This is a genomic window from Halolamina litorea (assembly GCF_026616205.1).
In the GTDB taxonomy this organism is placed as follows: domain Archaea; phylum Halobacteriota; class Halobacteria; order Halobacteriales; family Haloferacaceae; genus Halolamina; species Halolamina litorea.
Genome location: NZ_JANHGR010000001.1, coordinates 1,425,271 through 1,448,611, shown reverse-complemented (window position 1 = coordinate 1,448,611; position 23,341 = coordinate 1,425,271). Strand labels below are relative to the sequence as shown.

Here is a 23,341-nt window from a genome sequence, read left to right as displayed (position 1 = left end):
GTGCCGACTATGCAAACACTTTTGAGCGTCCGAACGCTACACTTAGATAGACATGGCTGACTCGATGCAGGAGATGCTCCGCTCGGACATGCAGTGTGAGGGATTGCTGGAGTGTTTCCACGACCTGAAGGGGATCGACAAGGAGGTGTTCCGCCTGCTGAACGAGCGCGGCGGCGGCCTGACCGTCGACGAGATCGCCGACGCGGTCGACCGTGAGCGCTCGACGGCCTACCGCTCGGTCCAGCGGCTGCTCACCGCCGGCTTCCTCCAGAAGGAGCAGGTGAACTACGAGCAGGGTGGCTACCACCACGTCTACCACCCGCGCGACGCCCAGGAGATCGCGGGCGAGATGCAGCGCACCCTCAACGACTGGTACGCGAAGGTGGGGAACCTGATCGGGGAGTTCGGCGAGAAGTACGACGAGGAGACCCCCGCTTCCGCCGAGAGTTAGAGGTCGCGCCGAGCGAACGCTGCACGACTCAGCCCGACGATCACGGCCGTCCCGGCCAGCAGGACCGCCGCTGCCACGAGATTGTACTCGCCGTCGACGAGTATCCCGGAGGGATCCAGGTACCGCGTCGGCAGGACCGCCCCGACCCACGCGTAGTCGGTGACGTCCAACACCGCTTCTGCCAACCACGACCCGAACACCAGCGCGAGCGCCACCCGGCCGGCGACACGGCTCCGATCCGTCACCGACCCGAGCAGCAGGCCGACGCCGGCCCAGAAGAGGAGGTACGGTATCGACAGCACGTGGAACGCGACCAGTCGCTCGGCGGATAGCGTCGCGTCGAAGAGGACCGCCGAGACGTACAACACGGGCGCCGTGACGGCGTTGACGACGACGATCGGGACCAACAGCGCGAGGAAGTAGCCCACGAGTACCGTCGGCCGCGAGACCGGCGCCGACAGCAGGGTATCCATCCGCCCGCGCTCCACGTCGCCGGCGACCGCGCCGGCGGTGCTGTAGGCGACGTAGCCGGCAAGACCGACCAGCCAGCCGAACGTGTAGTACTCGCCGGCGAGCAGCCCCGAGAGGGAGGCGAGGCTCTCGAAGCCGAGCATCGCCGTCAGCACCGCGGGCATCGCGTCGAGCAGCGCCTGCATCTCCTCCCCGCCGACCAGTTCCGGGCCGACCCAGACGAACAGCACGCCGTACGCCGAGAGCACGGCCGCGGCTACGACGGCGGTCCGCAGGCGGCGCTCGGCCTCGAAGCGGGCGACCGTCCGGAGCGCCGAGCCGTCGGAGTCGGCGCTCACGCGATATCCACCTCCCGGAACACCACGGCGGCGGCGACCAGCATCACCGCCGCCGCCGCCAGCAGGATGCCTGCACCCGCCACGTCGTACTCGCTGGCGGTCAGTACTGCCAGCGGGTCGTAGTAGCGCATCGGCGAGAGGGTGCCGAGCCAGTCGACGTTCGCCCCGGCGCCGATCGTTTCGAGCAGGAACGCGCCGACGACGCCCCCGGCGGCGATCCCCTCGGCGACGGCACGCTCGGCGGTCATGACCGACGCGAGCGCACCGAAGGCGCCACAGCAGAGGAAGTACGGGATCGAGAGCGCGTGGACCGCCAGCAGGTCGGCGGCGGCGATGGGTTCGTTCACCACCCGCGAGGCCGCGAACACGGTCAGGAACACCGCGACGTTCGCCAACAGGATCGGCGTGAGGAGGGCGAGGTACTTCTCGACCAGCAGTCGCTCCCGGGAGATCGGTGCCGACAGCAGGGTGTCCATCCGCCCGGTCGCCACGTCGCCGGCGATGGTCCCGCCGCCGATGTAGGCGATGTACGCCCCGAGGCCGACCAGCCAGAGGAACTCGTACAGTTCGAGCGCGATGAACCCCGCCATCGTCCCCATGACCCGAAGGTCGAACGCCGCGACCATGCCCGGCGGGAGCTGTTCGGCGAGCGCCTCGAGGTCGACCTCGCCGATCACGCCGGGTGCGATCAGGGTCATCATCCCGGCGAACGCCGCCAGCCCGACCGCGAGCACGAATGAACCGGTCAAGCGCCGCTCGGCCTCGTAGCGGGCGGTGTCAAGCATCCTCTGCCTCCCCGTCCCGGCCGTCCTCGACGGCCTCGACGCGCTCGTCGATCCCCTCGTCGTAGAACCGCATGAACACGTCCTCCAGGGGCGCCTCCTCGATGGCGAGGTCCTGAAGGTCGAACTCGAGGAGCCGTTCGAGCAGCGGTTCGTACGCGCCGGTGTAGGTGAACGAGACGGTCGTCGAGCCGCCGTCCCCGCTCCGGCGCGAGCCGCCGCCGACGGTCAGGTCGTGGACGCCCGGGAGGTCGAAGGCGTCGTGGTCGAGGGTGTCGACGGTCGCCCGGACCCGTTTGCCGCTCCGGGAGAGCAGGGAGTCGACCGACGAGAGCTCCGCCAACTGACCCTGTCGGATGATCCCCACCCGGTCACACACCTTCCGGACCTCGCTCAGGACGTGCGAGGAGAAGAAAAAGGTCGTGCCGCGGTCACTCTCGGCCCGGATGAACTCGAGGAACGTCTCCTGTTTCAGCGGGTCGAGGCCCGACGTCGGCTCGTCCATGATCAGGAGGTCCGGGTCGTGCATGAACGCCATGACGATGGCGAGCATCTGTCGGTTCCCCCGCGAGTAGTCGCCGACGGGACGGTCGAGCGGCGGGTGGAACAGTTCGAGCAGTTCCTCGCTCCGGGAGTCGCCCCGGAGCGCGCCGTGGTAGGCCAGCAGTCGGCGACCGGTCACGCGCTCGTCGAAGCCGGGTTCGCTTGGGAGGTAGCCCACGCGGGCCCGAGCCTCCCTGAGGGCGGCGGCGTCGGTCACGTCGGCGCCGAGCACCGTCGCCGACCCCTCCGTCGGCGACTGAAAGCCCATGAGGGTCCTGATGGTTGTCGTCTTCCCGGCCCCGTTCGGGCCGAGGAAGCCGAAGACCTCCCCCTCCTCGACGGAGAGGGTGAGGTCCTCGACTCCGCGAACGTCGCCGTAGAACTTGGTCAGGCCGTCGGTTCGGATGGCGGGCATCTCCTTGGAACTGACACTACCAGCGGTATCAAGATGTCGCTCGTACGGACCGTGGGCGCGCTCGGGCGGGAGTCGCCGCCATCGTGTCGTCCCGTGACCACAGTTATCCGACTGGGTTCGGTGGGGCTGGTGGGGATGGTTGAAGACTACCGGTGTCCGTACTGTCTACAACGGGTCAGTGATGCAGAGGAGTCCCACGTCGTCGACGCGGCGGACCCACTCGCGCCGTTTATCGGGGTTGACGAGGCGTCGCCCGTACACGCGGACTGTTACGTGAACGCCGCCGACCGGGCATAACCACTGCCGAGTCCGCCGTGTCGTCGCCGCGAGCAGCGACGGCCGTGCAGACGCTGGCCGTCGTGACTCAGTCGAGTGACTTCTCGAAGACCAGGATCGAGAGCGTCGTGTCCGCGACGGCCGCCGTCGTCGAGCCGATCCGGCCGAAGCCGTTCGACTCGTAGAAGGCGTGAGCGGCCGTCTGCCGGCCGGTCGTCGAGAGGACCAACCGGTCGTAGCCGATCTCGCGTGCCCGAGCCTCCAGTTCGTCGTACATCCGCTGCCCGACCCCTTCGCGGTGGTGGTCTGGGTGGACGTGCATCCGCTTTACCTCGGCCGTCGAGCCGTCGTCGTCGACGAACACCGCGGCGACGCCCGTCGGCGGTCGGAAGGCGGCGGTGGCGACGATCTCGCTCGCCTCCACATCGTTGCGCTCGCCCACGAGGAACGCCCCGCCGGCGTCGACGTACTCGGCGATGATGTCGCCGTCCTCCAGCGCGGGGACGTCCTCGAAGTAGGCGTCGGCGCTGCGGAGCGCGCTCTCGACGACGTCGTCGACGGCGTCGCGGTCGACGCGCTCGAACCGGCGGATCGTGAGGTGCACGGTCGGGGTACGCGAGCGGGGGGTTTCGGCGTTCCCCTCGCGGCAGACTCCTTTCCCACCGCCGCTGTCCCGCCGCCGGCCCAACCCACGCAGTTCAAGAGTCCCCCCCAGCTACCGCCGGTATGGACGAAGACGACAGCCACGACCACGTCGTCCCCGGCAGCGAGGCCGACATCGCCGGCGAGGACGTGCGCGGCTACGACTTCCGCGGTCAGTTCGACCTCGGCGAGATGCTCGACGCCTACGCGACCACCGGCTTCCAGGCGACCCACCTCGCCGAGGCCGTGGACATCGCCAAGCAGATGCAGGAGAACGACGCACAGATCTACCTCACGCTTACCTCGAACATCATCTCCTCGGGGCTGCGGGAGGTCGTCGCCTACCTCGTCCGCGAGGGGTTCGTCGACGTGATCATCACCACCTCCGGCTCGCTGACCGAGGACGTGATCAAGACCGCCAAGCCGTTCAAGATGGGCGAGTGGGACGCCGACGAGGCCGCGCTCCGCGAGGAAGGGATCAACCGACTCGGCAACATCTACGTCCCCTCGGATCGCTACGTCTGGCTGGAGGAGTACCTCTATGACTTCTTCGACGACTTCTTCGCCGAGGAGAAGGTCCGAACCCCCACCGAGTTCTCCCGCGAACTCGGCGAGACCCTCGACGACCCCGACTCCGTCCTCAAGCAGGCCGCCGACAACGACGTGCCCATCTACTGCCCGGCGCTCAACGACGCCGAGGTCGGGAACTTCCTCTACTACTACCGCAAGCAGCACGACACCGACATCGGCATCGAGATCATGGCCGACTACGACGACCTGATCGAGAACGGCATGCTCGCCGACACCACGGGGCTGCTGGTCGTCGGCGGCGGCATCCCGAAACACCACGCGATCATGACGAACCTCTTCCGTGGCGGCGCCGACTACGCCGTCTACATCTCTACCGGGATGGAGGGCGACGGCTCGCTCTCCGGCGCGCCGCCCAACGAGGCGGTCTCGTGGGGGAAGATCAAGGAGGAGGGAACGAACTACACGCAGGTCCAGGCCGAAGCGACGCTCGTGTTCCCGCTGCTGGTCGCCGAAGCGTTCGCCAACGACTGACTGTCCTCCCCCGCGAAATGCGGTCGACGCGGCCGTTTCCCCGGACCCGGCGTCGTGCCCGTCCACGACCCGTCCGACCCTCACCGTCGGCGCCGTTCGGACTGTCAGAAATGTCCACACATTCTGAACAGTCTGAGTGGTTCGGACGGTTCGAACTTGGTCGGCCACCGCCGTTTATACTGGTCGGGGCCCAACGTTCGCTCGATGGAACTGCGGAAGCTCGTCCGGGGCCAGCCCGAGTGGTCCCTGATCGAGTCCGTCGTCCGGGAGTTGGCCGACCGCTACGATCGCGAGGAGGTGCACGTCCGCTTTCTCGACGCGGACAACTGGCTCTCGACTCCGCTGGTGCTCGACGACGAGTACTTCGTGAAGCTGGTGACCGAGCAGAACTCGCTGGTCCACGCGCTCTTTACCGCGACCCGGAACCTCGGGGCGTTCTCCTCGGGGACCGAGGGGTTCTTCGGGCACTACGGCACGCCCTACCAGATGGCCGAACACGAACTCGACGCGACCGAGCGGCTCCGTGACGTAGGGCTGAACGTCCCCGAACCAGTCGAGGCGCTGGAGGTCGAGGGGATGGGCGTGCTGGTGATGGAGTACCTCCCCGAGTTCGACGTGCTCGACGACGTGCCCGAGGCCCAGGAGCGCCGACTGGCCCCGGACGTGTTCGCCGCGCTGCGGACGATGCACGACCACGGGCTGGCTCACGGCGACCTCCGGGCGGAGAACGTCCTCGTCGTCGACGGCGAGGTGTACGTCATCGACGCCACGAACGTCCGCGAGGACGAGGACGGCGGGCCGTCGATGGCGGCGGCGCGCTCCTACGACCTCGCGTGTGCGCTCGCGGCGCTGGAACCGCTGATCGGCGCCAAGGCCGCCGTCGACGCGGCGCTCGAGCACTACGACGAGACGCAACTGCTCGAGGCGCGGGAGTTCCTCGATTTCGTCTCGGTCCGGCCGGACCACACCTTCGCCGCCGCCGAACTCAAAGGCGAGATCGAGAAGCGCGCCGACGCCGCCGAGCGCGGCGACTAGCCCGCAGTCGGCTGCGTTCTGAACCGGTCTGTCCGTCGAGCGCCGATGCTCGCTCCCAACCGTCAGGGTTTATCACGTCAACGGCCGGACCTCCCCGACACATGTCGAGCGACACCTACCAACAGTACATCGACGGCGAGTGGGTCGACGGTACCGGCAGCGAGACGTTCACCAGCGAGAACCCCGCCACCGGCGAGAGCCTCGGGACGTTCCAGCGCGGCACCGAAGCCGACGTGGACGAGGCGCTTGCGGCCGCCGAGGACGCCTTCGACGAGTGGCGCTCGCTCTCCCGCATCGAGCGCGCGGAGTACCTCTGGGACATCTACCACGAACTCAAGGAGCGCCACGAGGAACTCGGCGAGATCGTCTCCAAGGAGTGTGGCAAGGAGATCTCCGAGGGGAAAGCCGACGTGACCGAGGCCTGGCACATGGTCGAGTGGGCCGCCGGCGACGCCCGGCACCCCAACGGCGACGTGGTCCCCTCCGAAATCGCCGCCAAGGACGCCTACATGCGGCGCAAACCCCGCGGCGTCGTCGGCTGCGTGACGCCGTGGAACTTCCCGGTCGCCATCCCGTTCTGGCACATGGCCGTCACGCTGGTCGAGGGCAACACCGTCGTCTGGAAGCCCGCCGAGCAGACGCCGTGGTGCGGGCAGGTCATCGCCGAGATGTTCGAGGACGCCGGCCTCCCGGACGGCGTGTTCAACATGGTGCAGGGCTTCGGCGACGCCGGCGCCGCCATCACCGAGGACAGCCGCGTCGATACGGTCCTCTTCACCGGCAGCGCCGAGGTCGGCCACGAGATCGCCTCGAAGGTCGGCGGCGAGCCGGGGAAGCTCGCGGCCTGTGAGATGGGCGGGAAGAACAACATCGTGATCACCGAGAACGCCGACCTCGACATCGCCGTCCACGCGGCGACGATGTCCTCCTTCAAGACGACCGGCCAGCGCTGTGTCTCCTCCGAGCGTCTCGTGGTTCACGAGGACGTGTACGACGAGTTCAAGACGCGCTTCGTCGAGAACGCGAAGAAGGTCGCCGTCGGCGATCCCCTCGACGAGAACACGTTCATGGGCCCGCTGATCGAGACCGAACACGAGGAGAAGGTCTCGCGTTACAACCAACTCGCCAAGGACGAGGGCGTGAACGTGCTCGTCGACCGCGAGGAGCTCGACGACAGCGAGATCCCGGAGGGCCACGAGGACGGCCACTGGGTCGGCCCGTTCGTCTACGAGGCCGACCCCTACGAGGACCTGCGCTGTACCCACGAGGAGGTCTTCGGCCCGCACGTCGCCCTGCTGAAGTACAGCGGCGACATCGAGGAGGCCGTCGAGATCCAGAACGACACCGAGTACGGCCTCTCCGGCGCGATCATCTCGGAGGACTACCGACAGATCAACTACTACCGCGACAACGCTGAGGTCGGCCTCGCCTACGGGAACCTCCCCTGTATCGGCGCGGAGGTCCAACTCCCCTTCGGCGGCGTCAAGAAGTCCGGCAACGGCTACCCCTCGGCCCGCGAGGTCATCGAGGCCGTCACCGAGCGCACTGCGTGGACCCTGAACAACTCGAAGGAGATCGAGATGGCACAGGGCCTGAGCGCGGACATCAAGACCGGAGAGGACGAGTAGCGCCGGCGACCGAATAGGGAGACATCTCGCTACTCTCCTCTCCGCTTACGACGACGAGTAGCGCCGGCGACCGTCCGACTCAGGCGTCGTCGGCTTTCGGCAGTTCAACGACGAAGACGGCGCCCCGAGGCTCGTTGTCCTCGATCCAGACGCGCCCCCCGAACCCCTCCGTCAGCGTGTGGACGAGGTAGAGGCCGATCCCCGAACCGGGGCTGTCGAGGCCCTTCTCACCCTTGCCGAAGACGGTCTCCTTCTGCTCGTCGGGGACGCCCGGGCCGTTGTCTGCGATCCGGACGCGGACGGTGTCGCCGGCGTCGACGGCGCTGACCGTGACCTCGGGGGCGTCGCTGTCGTTGTGGCGAACCGCGTTCTCGAGGAGGTTCCGGAACACCGAGGAGAGCATCTCGCTCGCCAGCACCGTCACGGTCGGGAGGTCGCCGTCGACGCGGATCGTCGCCTCCGGGAACGTCTCCCGGGTGGCCGCGACCTCGGTGTCGAGGTGGCGATGGAGGTCGGTCGGTTCGGGCTCGAAGACGGCCTCCCCGGAGAGGGACTCCACGAAATCCCGGACGGTCTCGGTGAGTTCGATCACGTGCTCGGACTTCCGGAGCACGCGTTCGAGCGCCTCGTCACCCTCCTCGTCGACGTGCTCGTGGAGCGTCCCGGCCCAGCCGTTGATGACGGCCATGTCGTTGCGGATGTCGTGGCGGACGACCCGATTGAGCGCCTCGAGCTGTTCGGTCTTCTCCTCCAGCCGGCGGCGGTAGCGCTCCCGTTCGGTCACGTCGGTCAGCGTTACCAGCCGCCCGGTCGTGACCCCGCCGGAGGTGAACGCGGTGGAGGCGATCTGGAAGTACCGGTCGCCGTCGCCGTCGTCGTCGACCGACACCACCCCGGGGTCGTCGACCCGGGAGGCCAGCGGCGCGACGGTCGACTCGATCGGCTCGCCGACCGAGCCGGCGAGCGCCGGGAACAGCGACTCCGCGGCCCGGTTGTAGTCCCGAACGAGGCCGTCGCGGTCGAGGAAGACCGACGGCTCCGCGCGCTCGCCGGTCAGTTGGACCGCCTCGAAGCGCCGGAAGTAGACGAACAGCGTACCGATCGAGAAGACGGCCACGCCCGGCGGCTCGTACATCAGCGGCAGCAGCCAGTCGACCTGCTCGCCGATGACCGTCGCGACCGCCGGAACGGCCGTCACCACCGCGAGCACGAGCAGCGGCTGGCTGTCGGCGCCGGTCTGCTCGAAGCGCTCGACCAGCATGAAAAAACCCACCGCGGTGACGGCGTAGGAGAGTCCCAGAACGATCCAGTAGAGCAGGCCGTGGTTGATCGCGAGATGCGGGAACGGTTCGACCGTCCACGCGGTCGTGAAGTAGAGGTGGTGGTAGGGGTTGAAGAGTTTGAGCGCCGTCAGCGCGAGGAACGCCCCGACGAGCAGCCGACGGTAGGGCATCCGTTCGGGCGGCCGGCCGGTGTAGGCCGCACAGAAGAAGAACCACGCGGCGACGGCGACGAACGCGAAGACGAACCCGAGTGTGTAGAACGCGGCCCGGAGCCAGTCGCTCGGCGCGAGCAGGTAGCCGACGTAGCCACCCGCCCAGAGCGTCACCGACAGCAGGAGCCCGACCATCCCCTGCCGGGTTCGCGGGTGACGGATCTCGAGTGCGCGGGGCACGCTGACCAGACACCCGACCGCGGCGAGAGCAAACACGCCGACGTGGGCGAGAAAAACTAGTTGCATCCGTCGTTGGCGCTACGATTACCCGAGACGGTATAAACCGATTGGCTGCGCGCCGTCGTCGACGACCCCGATGTCGGCGCGGCCTCAGAGGTCCGTCCGCGGGAACCGCCACAGCGCCAGCGCCATCGGGACGACCGCCCAGACCGCGATGACGGCCGCCAAGAACGGCATCGTCTCGAAGACTGCCAGCGGTTCGTCCGGGCGGAACCGGAGCAGCCGCGTCGCGTCGGTGTAGCCCGACACGGGGTCGAGCGACGTCCACAGCTGCGCCCACTCCGGACGCGGGTACCGCTGGTCGCGCGGAACCGTTCGGCGGACGATCTCAGAGGGCAGCCAGTCCCAGACGAACAGGAACCCGATGTAGGTCCCGAGCCCGCCGGCGATGGCGCGGCGACCCGTCGTGACCAGCGCCGAGACGCCGACCGCGAGCGCGGTCGCGAACAGGGTCCAGAGGTAGACGAAGCCGACGAGCGTCAGGTAATCGGCGCTCGGGAGCTGCCCGACGCGGAGCGCGTAGGTCATCGGCGCGACGACGAGGCCGACGGTGACCGCGAGGAGGATCGGCCCCAGACGGCCGAGGAACGCGCCGGCCGCCACGTCACGGCGGGAGTGTGGGTAGGCGAGCAGCACGCGGAGCGACCCCGACTCGCGGGCGCCGGCGACGGCGCCGTGGCCGAGTGCGAGCGTCGCTAGCGGCACCAACACGGCCGCGGCGTTCGTGATGCCGCCGGCCACGAGCGGGTTGACCTCGCCGCCGTAGCTGTAGCCGCTCGACCAGCCGATGAAGCCGAACACGACCGCGAACAGCGCCGTCACCACCCACGCCGACTTCGTGCGGTGGGTGTCGGCGGCGTACTTCCGAGCGACAGTTCGGAGGCTCATTCGCCCACCTCCGGGGCCGCGGCGGTATCACCGCCCCCGTCACCGTTCCCGGCCACCGCCTCGTAGTCGGCGCCGGTGTAGGACGCGAACACGGACTCCAACGAACCGGTGTCGGCCTCGAAGTCCTGTACCCCCGCGCCGTGGTCCCGGATCGCGTCGAGCACGTCGACTTTGGCCGGCCCCGAACAGGTGACGCTCAGCCGGCCGTCCTCCGCGTTCGCGCGGTCTACCCCGGGGAGTTCAGCGGTAGCCTCGACGGCCGCGGCCGGCAACGGGTCACAGTGGACCGTGAGTTCGGCGACGGCGCCGGCGCCGCGGAGCCCCTCGACGCTGTCGACGGCGACGAGTTCGCCGTCGGCGAGGATGCCCACGCGGTCGCTCACCCGTTCGACCTGATCGAGGATGTGACTGGAGAAGAACACCGTCGTCCCGCGTTCGGCCTCCTCGCGGACGATTTCGCGCATCAGCCGGACGCCGTTGGGGTCCAGCCCGGTCGAGGGTTCGTCGAGGACGAGCAGGTCGGGGTCGCCGACGAGCGCCATCGCGAGCATCAGCCGCTGGGTCATGCCCTTCGAGAAGTCGTCGGCGACGCGCTCCTCGTCGCCGGCGAGGCCGACCCGGTCGAGCAGTGCGTCGGGGTCGTCGTCGGCACCCTTCGACTCGATGGCGTACTCGACGTGCTGGCGAGCCGTGTACTCGCTGAAGGTGTCGTAGCCGTCGGGGAGCACGCCGACGCGCTGCCGGACACGCCCCGACTCCTGCTGGGCGTCGATACCGAACACCTCGACGCGACCCTCGGTGGGTCGGAGGTAGTCGAGCAGGCAGTCGATGGTCGTCGACTTCCCGGCGCCGTTGGGGCCGAGGAAGCCGAACACCTCGCCGCGCCGGACGGTGAGGTCGATACCGCGGAGGGCGGTCACGTCGCCGAACCGCTTGTGGAGGCCGTCGATACGGACGGCTGGCGGGGACTGATTCGCCATGTAGCGTGGCTGTCTGGTCGCGGTATAGGTTTTGGGGCCGGGGGGCGCCCGATCAGTCCGAACGTGCCGTTTCGACGACGGAGAGGTCGTCGTCGAGGGTGACCGTCATCGTCTCGTCCTCGCAGTCGATGGCGACTTCGAAGCGCTGTGGGTCCTCGCCGGCCAGCGTGATCGGGTCGTCGGTGACACACCACGGGAGCGTCCAGTAGGGCCGCTCGGAGAGGGAGACGCCGTGTTCGCGGTGGAATCCGACGACCTCGCTGTCGTCGAGTAGCGCCAGCCCCACCGCCGAACAGAGTTGGTGGTTACACTGCGAACAGCGATGGGTCGCGGTGAGGCTGCTGCCGACACAGCAGTCGTCGGCGCGCTCGACGGTGGTCTCCATCCGGCCGCTGCACTCGGGACAGACGCCGTCCTTGGCGAGACAGTGGAGGTGCCGGACGCGCTGGTCGAACGCCGCGAGGACCTCCTCGTCGTCGCGGTCGGTCAGGCCGCCCGGCGGGAACGCGTACTCGCCGTGGCCGTAGCCACAGTCGGGACAGGTGATCGCGAGGCGTTCGTCCTCGTAGGTCGCCCGGAGGTCGGCGCCGCAGTTCACACACGGGTCGCCCACGTCGATGGGGTCGAGGGTCGGATGTTCGGTGAACGAGCCCGCGAGCACCGCCTGTACCACTTTCTCGCCGGCGTGGCGGAGCTCGTACCCCTCGTCGAGCTTCCGGACGAACTGGTCGGTCAGCTTGTCGAGGTGGTAGTTGAACTGTGCGCTGTCGCGCATCCCGACGGCCTCTCGGAGCTCCGAGAACCGGACCGGCGATGCGTCAGCGGTCCAGAGCGCCTCCAGGATCGACAGCCGCGTCTCGTTGGCGACCAACCCGAACGCGTCGGCCGGGTCTACCCGCTCGCCGCTCTCGCCTACCGACTGAAGCCGCTCGCTCATAGCTACACTCTACGACCACGCGACAAAGAGTGTTCGGTGCCCGGCATCCGGCGACTCAGGCCTCGCCGTCCCAGTAGTCGACGCTCGCCCCGCGCTCGTAGTAGCCCGACACGTCCCGGTCGCCCTCACCACCCGGTGCTGCCCCGGTGAACACGCCGATCTTGTCGCTGTCGGGGTAGACCGTCACGTCCGGTTCGCGCATCGTCGACAACGCGAGGTACCGCAACGGTTCGTCGCCGTCGTTGACCAGCCGATGAGCGCCCTCGGCGCCGGCGGGACAGGCCACGAAGTCGCCGGCCTCCAGGGGGTGTTCGTCGTCTGCCGCCCGGAGCGTGCCCGCGCCGGCGAGGACGTAGAACGCCTCCTCGTTGCCCGTGTGGTAGTGGAACGGCCACGAGCGCTTTCCCGGCGGGAGTTCGTAGAGGCTGCAGCCGAGTTCGGGGTCCGTGGCTGGTGGTTCTGCCCCACCTGCGCCCCCGGCGGCGGCCGCGGCGAGTTTCTTCCGGCGGAACGCCGTCTCGCCGTGTTCGGTCGTGACCCATTCCAGATCGGCCTCATTCACGGGCTCCATGCCCGGGGCTGTGCTCCGAGGGTCCAAAGCTCTCCCCCCGGTTCGCCAACGGTTTTCCCGGACCGCGCCGAGGGCCGAGTATGGACCTCCAAGCACTCGTCGATGCCGCCTCGACACGCGACTGGGACACCGATCCCGAGGGAACCGTCTCGCTGGCCGTCGTCGGCCTCGGCAACTACGCGCGGAACGTCTCGATCCCCGCGATCGAGGGCGGCGACTACGCGACCGTCGGCGCCGTCGTCTCGGGCGACCCCGAGAAAGCAGAGCGCGTCGCCACCGAGCACGACGCGGCCGCGTTGACCTACGAGGGCTACGCCGAGGGCGAGGCCGTCGACGCCTACGACGCCGCCTACGTCGCCACCCCGAACCGACTCCACCTCGACGGCATCCGCACCGCGGCCGATCAGGGGAAACACGTGATCTGTGAGAAGCCCCTCGAAGCGACGCCCGAGCGCGCCGCGGCGGCCGTCGACGCCTGCGACGACGCCGGCGTGACGCTGATGACGGCCTACCGGATGCAGGCTGATCCGGTGATCCGGGCGCTCGGCTCGTTCGTCTCGGCGGGTAGGATCGGCCAGCCGACGAAGGCGATGGGCGAGTTCACCTTCCCCGTGCTCGCGGGCTCGAAAGGCCCCGACCAGTGGCGTCTCGACGCCGAACTCGCCGGCGGCGGCGCGCTGGTCGACGTCGGCGTCTACCCGCTCAACACGGCGCGGTACCTGCTCGGGTCGGACCCGGTCGCCGTCGACGCGACCGCCCGGGCGAGCGAGCCGTTCGGTGACCGGCCTGACGACCCCGAGAGCCCGCGATTGGCCGACGAACACGTCCACTTCCTCGCGGAGTTCCCCGAGGGGACCACCGGCGAGTTCACCGCCAGCTTCAGCGGCGACGCCGACTCGTGGCTCGAACTGGTCGGCGAGTCCGGCCGGATCCGGATCGAGAACGCGTTCGTCCCGAACGGTGAGCGGACCGTTCGGGTGAGCACCGACGCCGGGGACGTGACACTCTCGGGCATCGGCGCCGACGAGACCGTCGAGGAGTTCGACTACTTCGCCCACTGCGTGTTGACCGGGACGCCGCCCGAACCAGACGGACGGGACGGGCTGACCGACGTGGCCGTGATGGACGCGGTGTACGAGGCCGCAGCAACCGGGCGACGGACGGACGCGAGCCGTCGCTGAGTGAGCGAAAGGCGGAGGAGGCGGATGTGTCGGACCGGTGGCCCCCGTAAGCGGCCCGACGAGGCTTCGACGGGTGGCGGACCCCTCGCCACACGACCAAGCGGCTGTTGTTGGCTTGTCGACGTGACGGCGAGAAAAGCGCCGTATCGGTCGACGGTATAGGCTACCTGACTGAGCGACATAAAGGCACGGGTACCGGGACGTCACGGGGGCGACCAGTCCCGAACGGGGCGCTACCGACGGTCCCGAAGCGCCGGGAACTCCTCACGGACGGCCTCGACCTGCGAGGGAGCGATCTCCGTGGTCACCAGCGCCGGGTCGTCGTCGCAGGTCGCCTGCGGTGTCCCCCACGGGTCGTAGACGGTCGAACGGCCGACGAGTCGGTCCCCCTCCATCTCGCCGGCGCCGTTGACCGTCGCTACGTAGGCGAGGTTCTCGATGGCCCGCGACCGGGGGAGCGTCTGCCAGTGTTCGACCCGCGGGTAGGGCCACGCACTCGGGACGAGGATCAGCGAGACGCCCTCGTCGGCGAGGTCACGGTAGAGTTCGGGGAACCGCAGGTCGTAGCAGGTCGTCATTCCGACGGTGAACCCCTCGAACTCGACGGTCGACAGGGACTCGCCGGGCGTGAGCAGTTCGGTCTCCGCGGAGTCGTAGCCGAACAGGTGCTGTTTGCGGTAGACGGCCTCGACTTCGCCGTCGCGGCCGACGAACGCCGAGGCGTTGGCCAGTCCGTCGGGCGCGGGCGTCTCGAAGCCGGCGGCGGCGCTGGCCTCTAGGTCCTCGACGATACTGCCGGCCTGCACAGCGACGCCGTGGTCGGCGGCCACATCGCGAATCCGGTCGAGCGTCGGCCCGTCAAGCCCCTCGGCGTTCCGGGCGTAGCTCTCGAAGGCGAAGTAGCCGACGTTGAACAGTTCCGGCAGACAGACGAGGTCGGCACCGTCGGCGGCCGCACGTTCGATCGCGGCGACCGCACGGTCGACGTTGGCGCCGACGCGGCTGGCCTTCACCCGGTGCTGGGCGAGCGCGATCGTGATCGCGTCGTCGGCGACGCCGATCCCGTCGGTCATACTGTCTGCTCCAGTTCCTCCCGGAGGGCGGCTTCGAGGTTGTCGAGTTCCGCCTCGAAGTTCTTCTTGAAGAAGCGCTCGACGCCCGGGATCCGGCCGTCGACGACGAACTCGTTGTGGAGCGTCGTCGTCCCGCCGTCGGAGTCGATGACGTGGGTTCCGGTGACGCGGAGGGCCTTCGAGCGGCCGACGAACTCGACCTCCGTTGGCGGGTCACGTCGCACGTCCTCGGTCTCGATGGGGACGGTGGCTCCGAGTCCAGGGATCGGGAGGCTGACGTGCCAGACGGCCTTGTAGTTCGCCTCGTCGGTGATCTCGTAGGACTCGACGACGCTGATCGCCTGGGCTCGTTTCTCTGGGTCGGCGATGAACGCCCACACGTCCTCGGGCGAGGCCTCGAACGTGAAGGTCCGCTCGACACGGACGGTCATGGTCCGGGCTAGGAGACGGGGGGTCATAACGGATGGGGACTCCGGAGCCCGGTGGCCCGGCGACGCAGGTGGAAACTGACGGCGGAGAAGGCGGGGTTCGCGACGACTCGTGGGGACCGCGCGGTCTCAGCCCTGCGGCGTGACCCGCCACGTCGTGGATTTCGAGCGCCCCCACTTCTCGATCTCCACGTCCTCCGACTTCTCGGCCAGCGTCGGCAGGCGGCTGCCGACCTGTTTGGCCGAGAGGCCGATCGACTCGGCGATGTTCTTGGCCCGGAAGTACCGGTCCCCGGAGGAGACGCTGTGGCGTAGATAGGCGACGATGCGCGCCTCCTCCTCTGTGTAGTCAGTCATTCACCTTCCCGTAGGAGATTCCCGGTCTTAACGGTTTCCCGGGTTACTCGCCCCAGAAGAGGTGCATGGCCGCGATGGCGGCGATGCCGCCCCCGAGTGCGAGGGCGAAGGGGACCGCCGCCTCGTGGGTGCCGCTCTCGAACGTCGCGCTCGGGTCGGTCACCGCAAGCCACGCCGCGGCCAGCAGCGCGACCACCGAGAGGGTGACGCCGACGCCGAGGCCGAGGTCCGACGAAGAGTCGTGTGCCATACCCACGCCTGTGAGGGCATCGAAGGTAGTTCTTCCGAACGACCTTTTGCAACTCGACCTTTTGCTGCGGGCCCCCAGAGGGGCCCTGGCAAAAGCTCGATCAAAAGCCTCCTCACTCCCTGCGGTCGTTCGTCGGCCCGCTCACTGCGTTCGCGGCGGGCGTCAACGGCCACCACTGCCCCACCGACTCGGCAACGCGCTGCGGCCGTACCGGCGCCGAACCACAACCCCGAAAGCCCGCGGCGGCAACCCCGAGCCATGGAGACCACGCGCCACTTCACCGCCACCGTCTACGTCGTCAACGACGGCGCCGCCGCGCTACACTTCCACCCCAAACTGGGGATCCACGTCCCGCCGGGCGGCCACGTCGACCGGGACGAACTCCCCCACGAAGCCGGCCTCCGCGAGACTCGTGAGGAGACCGGACTGGAACCGACGCTGCTCGACGACACCGACCCCGTCGGTGCCCCCGCCGGTCAGACCCTCCCGCGACCCCGCGAGCAGTTGCTCTACGACATCGACGGCGACGAGGGGCAGGTGTTTCACCAACACATCGACCACGTCTACTTCGCGACGGTCCCCTCCCGCGAGATCGACCCCGCCCCGGGCGAGGCCGGCGTCGACGCGTGGGAGTGGTACGACCGTGAGGACCTGCACGAGAGCGACATCGACGACGACACGCGGGCGCTGGCGCTCCGAGCGATCGACGCCACTGAGGACTGAACCCAACGCGAACGGCAGTTCGTCCTCGTTCACCCACTCCCACGCGTCGCGCATGTCCTCCTCGGCGAAGTACTGGATGTCGAACGTCGTCAGTCGGCTGCCCACGTCGGTCGCCCAGTCGAGCAGCGTGCTCCCGGGCAGTTTCTCCTACACGGCCGATACGGCACGGGACTCCCGAAAACGCGTTCGCCCCGGTTCGGCCCGTCGGGGCCCGCCTCAGGCCTCGCCGGCCACGAGCGCGTCGATGTACTGCCCCACGTGGTCCTCCATCCGCTTCTTGAAGCCGGCCTGCCGGGCCAGCCGGTCCAGTTCCCGCGCGGCGTAGGTGCCGTACTGTACCGCCTTCTTCTCCGCCGAGCGAACGGGCTCCGGAACCACGCCGTCGGCGGCCCGACGCAGCGCGACCTTCCGCTCGTCGGGGGTGGCGAGCAGGTCGGCCGGTAATCGGAGGGCGGCGTCGACGACGCGGTCGTGCAACAGGGGTGCGACCGGTTCGACCCCCGCGGCGCGGAGCGTCAGCACGTCCCGCGGTAGCTGCTGGGGGAGCGTCGCGATCACTTCCCGCGTGGCCCCACGAACCGTCTCGGCCGCGACGCGGTGGTCCTCGGCGGGGGTCACCACCTTTCGGTAGCCGCCGAACAGTTCGTCGGCCCCCTGCCCGACGGCGAGTCGGTCGTAGCCGTCGGCGGCGGCGCGCTCGGCGACGAAGTACAGCGGGAGCGCGATCCCCACGTCCATCGCGTTCGCCAGCCCCGTCGCGCGAACAATCTCGGGCACCGCTCGCTCGATGTCGGCGTGGTCGAACCCGACAACCCGGAGGTCCCGGCCCATCGCCTCGGCCGCCTCCCGCGCGGCGGCCACGTCGTGGGACTCGGCGTCGGCGAAGCCGGCGACGTAGCAGGGTGCTTCCGACACGCCCGCGGCGACGACCGCCGAATCGACGCCGCCCGAGAACGCGACTGCGAGCCCCTCGGAACCGGGCTCCCGAACGCTCGTCAGCACGGCCTCACGAACGGCGTCGACGGCCGCGTCGGAGTCCGTCTCGACCTCGAGGTCGGGGAGGGACCACACCTGCCGCCCCTCGCCCCCGTCGACGACGGTGCCGGCGTCGAGCAGTTCGGGCCGGTCGAGGTCGTTCGGGTCGAAGCTCCAGTCGTCGCCCGTTGTGTCGAGGTAGATCGGCTGCCGGCCCAGTACGTCCCGGACGATTCGACCGTCGACCTCGCCGGCGAAGCCCGCGGTGCCGGGGAGCGGGTCGCTCGTTTCGATCGCTCCCCGAACGGTCGCCGCGTCGGCGCCGCGGAGGTCGTCGACCATCAGAACAGTTCCCGCGCGCCGCGCTGGAGCCGGCGCTTGACGCCGCCGGCTGCCTGCCGGAACGAGATTCGCCACGGCGTCTTCTGGCCCACGACGCTCGTGCGGCCATCGGCGATGGCGTCAAGTATCGCCTCGACGGATCGCTCCTCGGCGCCGACCTCGGTGACCGCCTGCCCGACCATCTCGGAGATGTGGGCGTCGCTGCCGGCGGTCTTGGGCAGCCCGTGGGCGGTGGCGAAGCGCTCGGCCTGTCGGTTCGACCGGCCAGTGAGGAGCCGGGAGTTGTACACTTCGATGGCGTCGGCGCTGGCGAGCTGTTCGTCGGTGATGTGGGCGGCGACGCCGTGGCGCGAACTCTGGAAGGGGTGGGGAACGATGGCGATCCCGCCCTGCTCGTGGATGCGTTCGAGCGTCTCGTCGTAGGAGAGCCCCGGGGGTATCTCCTCCTCGATCCCGAGTGCGAGTACGTGGCCGGCCGCGGAGGTGACCTCCATCGCCACGATGCCCACGAGGCCGTACTCCCCGGCCAGCGCGGCGGCGTCCTTGCTGGCCTGGATGGCGTCGTGGTCGGTGACGGCGATGGCATCCATGCCGACGGCGGCGGCCTGCTCGACCAACAGATCCACCGGGTCCCGGCCGTCGTGGGAGAGCTCCGAGTGGCAGTGAAGCTCGACCGAAAGCATGGCCGTTCTTGGCGGTTATCGTTCAAAAGGGGACCGGTAGGCGGAGCGCGAGACCCCGATACCGGCGGAATAGTGCCGAATTTTTAGGAACGCCAAATTTATTTCGCGAATCCGGAACCCTCATCTTCCGCCGTTCCCAACTGCGAGTATGGTGGAGACGGCCAGTCTCGTGTTGGTGTTCGTCGCCGGGCTACTCACCGCGCTGGCGACGGGGCTCGGGGCGATCCCCTTCTTCTTCGTCGAGGAGTTCAGCGACCGCTGGAACGTCGGCCTCTGGGGTATCGCGTCGGGCATCATGGTCTCGGCGTCGATGTTCGGCCTGCTCAACGAGGGGCTCGCCTACACGTCGGACCTGCCGCTCATGCTCGTCGTCGGCGTGTTCGCCGGGGTCGTGTTGGTGGAGGTCTCGGATCGGGTGCTCGACGGCGTGGAACTCGGCGACGACGATGACGAACACGACGAGCACGGGCCGAATCACGACAGCCACGACGGTCACGACGAACACCGGATGGAGGCGGAGGCGTTCGCCGAGGGCGACCCGAAGAAGCTCCTCCTGATCCTCGGCATCCTCACCGTCCATAGCTTCCCCGAGGGCGTCGCCGTCGGCGTCTCGTTCGCGGAGTTGGGGCTGGAGGGCGGTATCCCCGTCCTCGGCATCGCCGTTCCCGTGCTCGCCGTGTTCATGACCGTCGCGATCTCCATCCACAACGTCCCCGAGGGCACCGCCATCGCCATCCCGATGCGGGCGATGGGGCTCTCGAACTGGCGGATGGTGGGCGCGGCGGTGTTCTCGAGTCTCCCCCAGCCCATCGGCGCCGTCATCGCGTTCGCGTTCGTCAGGTGGGCCAGGGCGTTCCTCCCGTTCGGCTACGGCTTCGCGGCAGGGGCGATGATCTACCTCGTGGTCACGGAGTTCATCCCGGAGGCCCTCGATACGGGCGCCGGCCTCGACGGTCACGGCCGTCGGGAACTCGTCGGGGGGTTCCTCGCCGGCGTGCTGGCGATGGTCCCGCTCCTGTCGGTCTGATCCGGCCGAGGGGGCACCGTCTTTGACCCACGAACGTGCATAACGAAACCCCTTTGCACCCCGACGCTGACCACACAGCTGAATGCCTCTCGCGGATGCGGACCACGAACTCGTCGTCGGGGAGTTGGGCCGCGAGCCCACTCGGGCCGAACAGCACCTGTTCGAGAACCTCTGGAGCGAACACTGCGCCTACCGATCCTCGCGCCCGCTGCTCTCGGCGTTCGAGAGCGAGGGCGAGCACGTCGAGATCGGGCCCGGCGACGACGCCGCGGTCGTCCGGGTCCCCGGGACCGACACACTGCTGACCTTCGGGATCGAGAGCCACAACCACCCGAGCTACGTCGATCCGTACGACGGCGCCGCCACCGGCGTCGGCGGCATCGTCCGGGACACGCTCTCGATGGGCGCCTACCCCATCGCGCTCGCGGACTCGCTCTACTTCGGCCCGTTCGACCGGGAACACTCCCGCTACCTTCTCGACGGCGTCGTCGAAGGGATCGCCGACTACGGCAACGCCATCGGCGTCCCGACCGTCGCCGGCAGCGTCGCCTTCGAGGAGGGTCACATCGGCAACCCCCTCGTCAACGTCGCCTGCGTGGGGAAGACGACGCCCGACCGGCTCGTCACCGCCGAAGCGCAGGAGGCCGGCAACCGACTCGTCCTGCTGGGCAACGCCACGGGTCGGGACGGACTCGGCGGCGCCTCCTTCGCCAGCGAGGACCTCGCCGAGGACGCCGAAACCGAGGACCGGCCGGCCGTGCAGGTCGGGGACCCGTACTCCGAGAAGCTCCTGATCGAGTGCAACGAGGCGCTGATCGACGAGGGGCTGATCGAGTCCGCCCGCGACCTCGGCGCCGCCGGACTGGGGGGCGCCTCCTCCGAACTGGTCGCCAAGGGCGGCTTCGGGGCCGACATCGACCTCGAAGCGGTCCACCGGCGAGAGCCGGGGATGAACGCGACCGAGATCCTGCTCGCGGAGTCACAGGAGCGGATGTGCTACGAGGTCGCCCCGGAGAACGTCGAGCGCGTCGCCGAGATCGCCGAGCGCTTCGACCTGGGCTGTTCGGACATCGGCGAGGTCGTCGAGGGGAACTACGTCTGCCGCTTCGAGGGCGAGACCGTCGTCGACGCCTCCGCGGAGTACCTCGCCGAGGGCGCGCCGATGAACGACCTCGGCCGCGAGCCGGCAGCCGCGCCCGAGCGTGACCTCCCGGAGTTCGACCTCGAAGACGCCTTCGAGACCGTCGTCGCCGACCCCACCGCCGCGAGCAAGGCGTGGGTCTACCGCCAGTACGACCACGAGGTCGGCCTGCGAACGGCGACGCCGCCGGGCGACGACGCCGCCGTGCTCGCGCTCCACGAGACCGGGGAGGCCGACGAGGAACACGCCATCGCGCTCTCCTCGGGCGCGAACCCCCACTGGACCGACACCGACCCCGAATCCGGCGCCCGCGCCGTCGCGGTCGAGAACGCCACCAACCTCGCCGCGAAGGGCGCGACCCCACTGGCGGCGGTCGACTGCCTCAACGGCGGCAACCCCGAGGACCCCGAGACGTACGACGGCTTCGCGGCGGCCGTCGACGGCCTCGCCGAAGCCTGCGCAGACCTCTCGGTCCCCGTCGTCGGCGGGAACGTTTCGCTGTACAACGACTCCGAGACCGGCCCCGTCGCGCCGACGCCGACGCTCGCGGTGCTCGGGACGCGGGAGGGCTACGAGGCCCCGCCGGCGACGGTCTCCGGCGAGGGCGACCTCGTGCTCGTCGAGCCCGCAGCGTACGTCGCCGGCTCCGGGATCGGCAGCGACGACCCGAACGCGCTGGGTGGCTCGCTGCTGCTCGAAGCGTTCGGCGGCTCCGACCGCTTCCCCGGGCTGCCCGCCGACCCGGGCGCCCTCGTGGACGCACTCGTCCGCGTCGCCGACCTCGACTCGACGCTCGCGACTCACGACACCAGCGACGGTGGGCTCGCCGTGACGCTCGCCGAGATGGTCACCGACGCCGCCGGCGTCGACGCGGCCGTCGACGACGACGCGGCGCTGTTCAGCGAGACGCCGGGTCGTATCGTGGTCGAGACGACCGACGCCGACGCGCTGGCCGAGGCGGTCGGCGACGACGCCACGGTGACGGAACTCGGAACGGCGACCGGGACGGGCGACCTCTCCATCACGGTCGGCGAGGAGTCGATCCGGTACGACGCCGCAGGGATCGCGGACCTCCGGGACGTGCTTGCCCGCGAACTCGACTGACTCGCGCAGCCGTCGCCACCGAACCCTTTTGGTCGACCTCCTGTACGTTCTGCCATGCGACTGGCCCCCATCGCCTGTGCCCTCCTGATCGTCCTCGCCGGCTGTGGCGGGGTGATGGACGCCACGACGCCGGCGGCGACCGAGAGTGACGAACCGTCGACGCCCTCGACTTCGGTCACCGTCCTCGGCGACCTCCCGTTCGACGCCACGACCGTGTTCGAGCGCGTGACGACACTCACCGGCGAGCGCGTCGACGGGCCGGTGGTGTACGTCGAACCGCCATCGGAGATGTCCACGAGCGTCCTCGACGCCCGCCGATCGTCGTTCCGCGCGGCGCTCGGCATCGACCCACCGGCCCGGAACGACTCCGAGCGGCTGACTCTCGCCGCCTACGCCGCGTCTGACGGCAACTCGGTCCACGTCAACGAGGAGACGCTCTCGGACCCTGTCGCCGCCGAGGTGACCGTCGCTCACGAGTTCGTCCACGTCGTGCAGTTCCGGCGCGGCTGGGCCGACTCGGTGTGGTTCGTCGACCCGGCGGTCAGGGGCGGGATGAACTACGACGGCCGGCTCACCTACTACCTCGTCATCGAGGGGGCCGCCGAGTACGTCGAGGACGACTACGTCGAACAGTTCCTCCCCGAACGCGCGGGGGAGGATTCCCTGCGGGCGGCCTACCGTAACGGCTCGGCATACCAGCGACTGAACCTCGCGCGCTACGTCCTCGGCGCCGAGTACGTCGCCGACCGGGTCGATTCACCGGGGGAACTCGCCTCGGTGCATCGCTCCCCGCCGCGGTCGAGCGAGCAGGTGCTCCACAACTCCACGGACCCGGTCGAGTCGCTGACGGTGACGACCGGCGACACCGGGAACTGGTCGGAGCGACACCGCGACCGGCAGGGCGAACTGTTCCTGCGGATCGCCCTCCGGACGGAACTGAACCGATCGGCGGCCGTCGACGCCGCTGCCGGGTGGGGTGAGGACCGACGGATCACGTTCGAGCGGGGGAACCGGACCGCGACGGCGTGGACGCTTCACTGGGACGACGCCGCCAACGCCACCGAGTTCGAGCGGAGTTTCCGGCGCTACCTCGACGCGAAGGCGACCCGGGAGGGCGGGGTCTGGTCCGGGAACGAGAACGGGAGCGGGAACGCGACGGCCTACCGCGTCGTCGAACCGAACGAGGAGACGACGGTCGTGTTGCTCGGCGACGAGTCGTTCGTCCGCCGGGCAACGGTGAACGCGACGCTCGGGGACGTGGTCAAAGTCGGCGTTAGTCGGTCGGACCGAGCGGCGCCGTAGG

Annotated in this window: 25 protein-coding genes; 10 read left to right on the top strand and 15 right to left on the bottom strand. The window is 69.3% G+C overall.

Annotation, left to right across the window (positions count from 1 at the left end; translation table 11 throughout):
• Positions 1–52 precede the first annotated feature (52 nt).
• Positions 53–451, top strand: a complete 399-nt coding sequence (locus NO998_RS07545) for a helix-turn-helix domain-containing protein (RefSeq protein ID WP_267646496.1) — start codon at positions 53–55, stop codon at positions 449–451.
• On the opposite strand, the gene NO998_RS07540 is transcribed toward NO998_RS07545, so the two are convergent.
• The 3 genes from NO998_RS07540 to NO998_RS07530 are packed head-to-tail and all read right to left on the bottom strand — an operon-like array spanning position 448 to position 3,000.
• Entirely contained in the window at positions 448–1,260 is an 813-nt protein-coding gene (locus NO998_RS07540; RefSeq protein WP_267646495.1) for an ABC transporter permease subunit, read from the bottom strand. The two genes, NO998_RS07545 and NO998_RS07540, sit on opposite strands and share 4 nt — an antisense overlap.
• A complete protein-coding gene (locus NO998_RS07535) occupies positions 1,257–2,045 on the bottom strand; it encodes an ABC transporter permease (RefSeq protein ID WP_267646494.1) in 789 nt (262 codons plus the stop codon). The genes NO998_RS07540 and NO998_RS07535 overlap by 4 nt, the downstream gene beginning before the upstream one ends.
• Positions 2,038–3,000: an ABC transporter ATP-binding protein gene (locus NO998_RS07530; RefSeq protein ID WP_267646493.1), complete on the bottom strand. Its 963-nt coding sequence runs from the start codon at positions 2,998–3,000 to the stop codon at positions 2,038–2,040. Before NO998_RS07530 ends, NO998_RS07535 begins: the two co-directional genes overlap by 8 nt.
• A gap of 135 nt (positions 3,001–3,135) precedes the next feature.
• Here NO998_RS07530 and NO998_RS07525 point away from each other — a divergent pair, with 135 nt between their 5' ends.
• Positions 3,136–3,297, top strand: a complete 162-nt coding sequence (locus NO998_RS07525) for a hypothetical protein (RefSeq protein ID WP_267646492.1) — start codon at positions 3,136–3,138, stop codon at positions 3,295–3,297.
• 67 nt (positions 3,298–3,364) lie between these two features.
• Here the strand turns inward: NO998_RS07525 and NO998_RS07520 are convergent, their stop codons facing one another.
• A complete protein-coding gene (locus tag NO998_RS07520) occupies positions 3,365–3,880 on the bottom strand; it encodes a GNAT family N-acetyltransferase (protein ID WP_267646491.1) in 516 nt (171 codons plus the stop codon).
• Between the two features lie 122 nt (positions 3,881–4,002).
• Between NO998_RS07520 and NO998_RS07515 the strand changes: the two genes are divergently transcribed.
• From NO998_RS07515 to NO998_RS07505, 3 genes are all read left to right on the top strand, one after another.
• Positions 4,003–4,980 carry a deoxyhypusine synthase gene (locus tag NO998_RS07515; RefSeq protein WP_267646490.1) on the top strand — a complete coding sequence of 326 codons (978 nt, stop codon included), beginning with the start codon at positions 4,003–4,005 and terminating at the stop codon, positions 4,978–4,980.
• A gap of 204 nt (positions 4,981–5,184) precedes the next feature.
• Positions 5,185–6,015, top strand: a complete 831-nt coding sequence (locus NO998_RS07510; RefSeq protein WP_267646489.1) for an RIO1 family regulatory kinase/ATPase domain-containing protein — start codon at positions 5,185–5,187, stop codon at positions 6,013–6,015.
• A gap of 101 nt (positions 6,016–6,116) precedes the next feature.
• Entirely contained in the window at positions 6,117–7,643 is a 1,527-nt protein-coding gene (locus NO998_RS07505; RefSeq protein ID WP_267646488.1) for an aldehyde dehydrogenase family protein, read from the top strand.
• A 79-nt stretch (positions 7,644–7,722) separates the two neighbouring features.
• Here the strand turns inward: NO998_RS07505 and NO998_RS07500 are convergent, their stop codons facing one another.
• From NO998_RS07500 to NO998_RS07480, 5 genes are all read right to left on the bottom strand, one after another.
• Positions 7,723–9,384: a sensor histidine kinase gene (locus tag NO998_RS07500; protein ID WP_267646487.1), complete on the bottom strand. Its 1,662-nt coding sequence runs from the start codon at positions 9,382–9,384 to the stop codon at positions 7,723–7,725.
• 84 nt (positions 9,385–9,468) lie between these two features.
• Positions 9,469–10,266, bottom strand: a complete 798-nt coding sequence (locus NO998_RS07495; protein WP_267646486.1) for an ABC transporter permease — start codon at positions 10,264–10,266, stop codon at positions 9,469–9,471.
• Complete coding sequence (locus tag NO998_RS07490) at positions 10,263–11,246, bottom strand: ABC transporter ATP-binding protein (RefSeq protein ID WP_267646485.1); 984 nt, start codon at positions 11,244–11,246, stop codon at positions 10,263–10,265. Before NO998_RS07490 ends, NO998_RS07495 begins: the two co-directional genes overlap by 4 nt.
• A gap of 52 nt (positions 11,247–11,298) precedes the next feature.
• Positions 11,299–12,183 carry a winged helix-turn-helix domain-containing protein gene (locus tag NO998_RS07485; RefSeq protein ID WP_267646484.1) on the bottom strand — a complete coding sequence of 295 codons (885 nt, stop codon included), beginning with the start codon at positions 12,181–12,183 and terminating at the stop codon, positions 11,299–11,301.
• A gap of 55 nt (positions 12,184–12,238) precedes the next feature.
• The gene (locus NO998_RS07480) at positions 12,239–12,754 is read right to left on the bottom strand and encodes a cupin domain-containing protein (protein ID WP_267646483.1); all 516 of its coding nucleotides are present in this window, start codon (positions 12,752–12,754) and stop codon (positions 12,239–12,241) included.
• Between the two features lie 80 nt (positions 12,755–12,834).
• Between NO998_RS07480 and gfo6 the strand changes: the two genes are divergently transcribed.
• Entirely contained in the window at positions 12,835–13,935 is a 1,101-nt protein-coding gene (gene gfo6, locus NO998_RS07475; RefSeq protein ID WP_267646482.1) for a D-xylose 1-dehydrogenase Gfo6, read from the top strand.
• 233 nt (positions 13,936–14,168) lie between these two features.
• On the opposite strand, the gene NO998_RS07470 is transcribed toward gfo6, so the two are convergent.
• The 4 genes from NO998_RS07470 to NO998_RS07455 all read right to left on the bottom strand — a co-directional run bounded on the left by NO998_RS07470 (position 14,169) and on the right by NO998_RS07455 (position 16,043).
• Positions 14,169–14,975, bottom strand: coding sequence for a nitrilase-related carbon-nitrogen hydrolase (locus tag NO998_RS07470; protein ID WP_379821616.1), 807 nt, complete (start codon positions 14,973–14,975; stop codon positions 14,169–14,171).
• Positions 14,976–15,004: 29 nt separating this feature from the next.
• Complete coding sequence (locus NO998_RS07465; protein WP_267646480.1) at positions 15,005–15,439, bottom strand: SRPBCC family protein; 435 nt, start codon at positions 15,437–15,439, stop codon at positions 15,005–15,007.
• 126 nt (positions 15,440–15,565) lie between these two features.
• The gene (locus NO998_RS07460) at positions 15,566–15,793 is read right to left on the bottom strand and encodes a DUF7123 family protein (RefSeq protein ID WP_267646479.1); all 228 of its coding nucleotides are present in this window, start codon (positions 15,791–15,793) and stop codon (positions 15,566–15,568) included.
• Between the two features lie 43 nt (positions 15,794–15,836).
• Positions 15,837–16,043: a hypothetical protein gene (locus tag NO998_RS07455; protein ID WP_267646478.1), complete on the bottom strand. Its 207-nt coding sequence runs from the start codon at positions 16,041–16,043 to the stop codon at positions 15,837–15,839.
• Between the two features lie 258 nt (positions 16,044–16,301).
• Here NO998_RS07455 and NO998_RS07450 point away from each other — a divergent pair, with 258 nt between their 5' ends.
• Complete coding sequence (locus NO998_RS07450; protein ID WP_267646477.1) at positions 16,302–16,766, top strand: NUDIX hydrolase; 465 nt, start codon at positions 16,302–16,304, stop codon at positions 16,764–16,766.
• Positions 16,767–16,982: 216 nt separating this feature from the next.
• Here NO998_RS07450 and NO998_RS07445 read toward each other — a convergent pair whose 3' ends face one another.
• Both NO998_RS07445 and NO998_RS07440 read right to left on the bottom strand, forming a co-directional pair.
• Entirely contained in the window at positions 16,983–18,083 is a 1,101-nt protein-coding gene (locus tag NO998_RS07445) for an asparagine synthase C-terminal domain-containing protein (protein ID WP_267646476.1), read from the bottom strand.
• On the bottom strand, positions 18,083–18,766 hold the full coding sequence (locus tag NO998_RS07440) for a PHP domain-containing protein (RefSeq protein WP_267646475.1): 684 nt from the start codon (positions 18,764–18,766) through the stop codon (positions 18,083–18,085). Before NO998_RS07440 ends, NO998_RS07445 begins: the two co-directional genes overlap by 1 nt.
• Before the next feature lie 148 nt (positions 18,767–18,914).
• Between NO998_RS07440 and NO998_RS07435 the strand changes: the two genes are divergently transcribed.
• The 3 genes from NO998_RS07435 (at position 18,915) to NO998_RS07425 (ending at position 23,340) form a co-directional block, all read left to right on the top strand.
• The gene (locus NO998_RS07435) at positions 18,915–19,793 is read left to right on the top strand and encodes a ZIP family metal transporter (protein ID WP_267646474.1); all 879 of its coding nucleotides are present in this window, start codon (positions 18,915–18,917) and stop codon (positions 19,791–19,793) included.
• A gap of 82 nt (positions 19,794–19,875) precedes the next feature.
• Positions 19,876–22,038 (top strand): phosphoribosylformylglycinamidine synthase subunit PurL, encoded by a 2,163-nt coding sequence (purL, locus tag NO998_RS07430; protein ID WP_267646473.1) that lies wholly within the window; start codon positions 19,876–19,878, stop codon positions 22,036–22,038.
• A gap of 54 nt (positions 22,039–22,092) precedes the next feature.
• Entirely contained in the window at positions 22,093–23,340 is a 1,248-nt protein-coding gene (locus NO998_RS07425; RefSeq protein WP_267646472.1) for a hypothetical protein, read from the top strand.
• The last annotated feature ends 1 nt before the right edge of the window (position 23,341 follow it).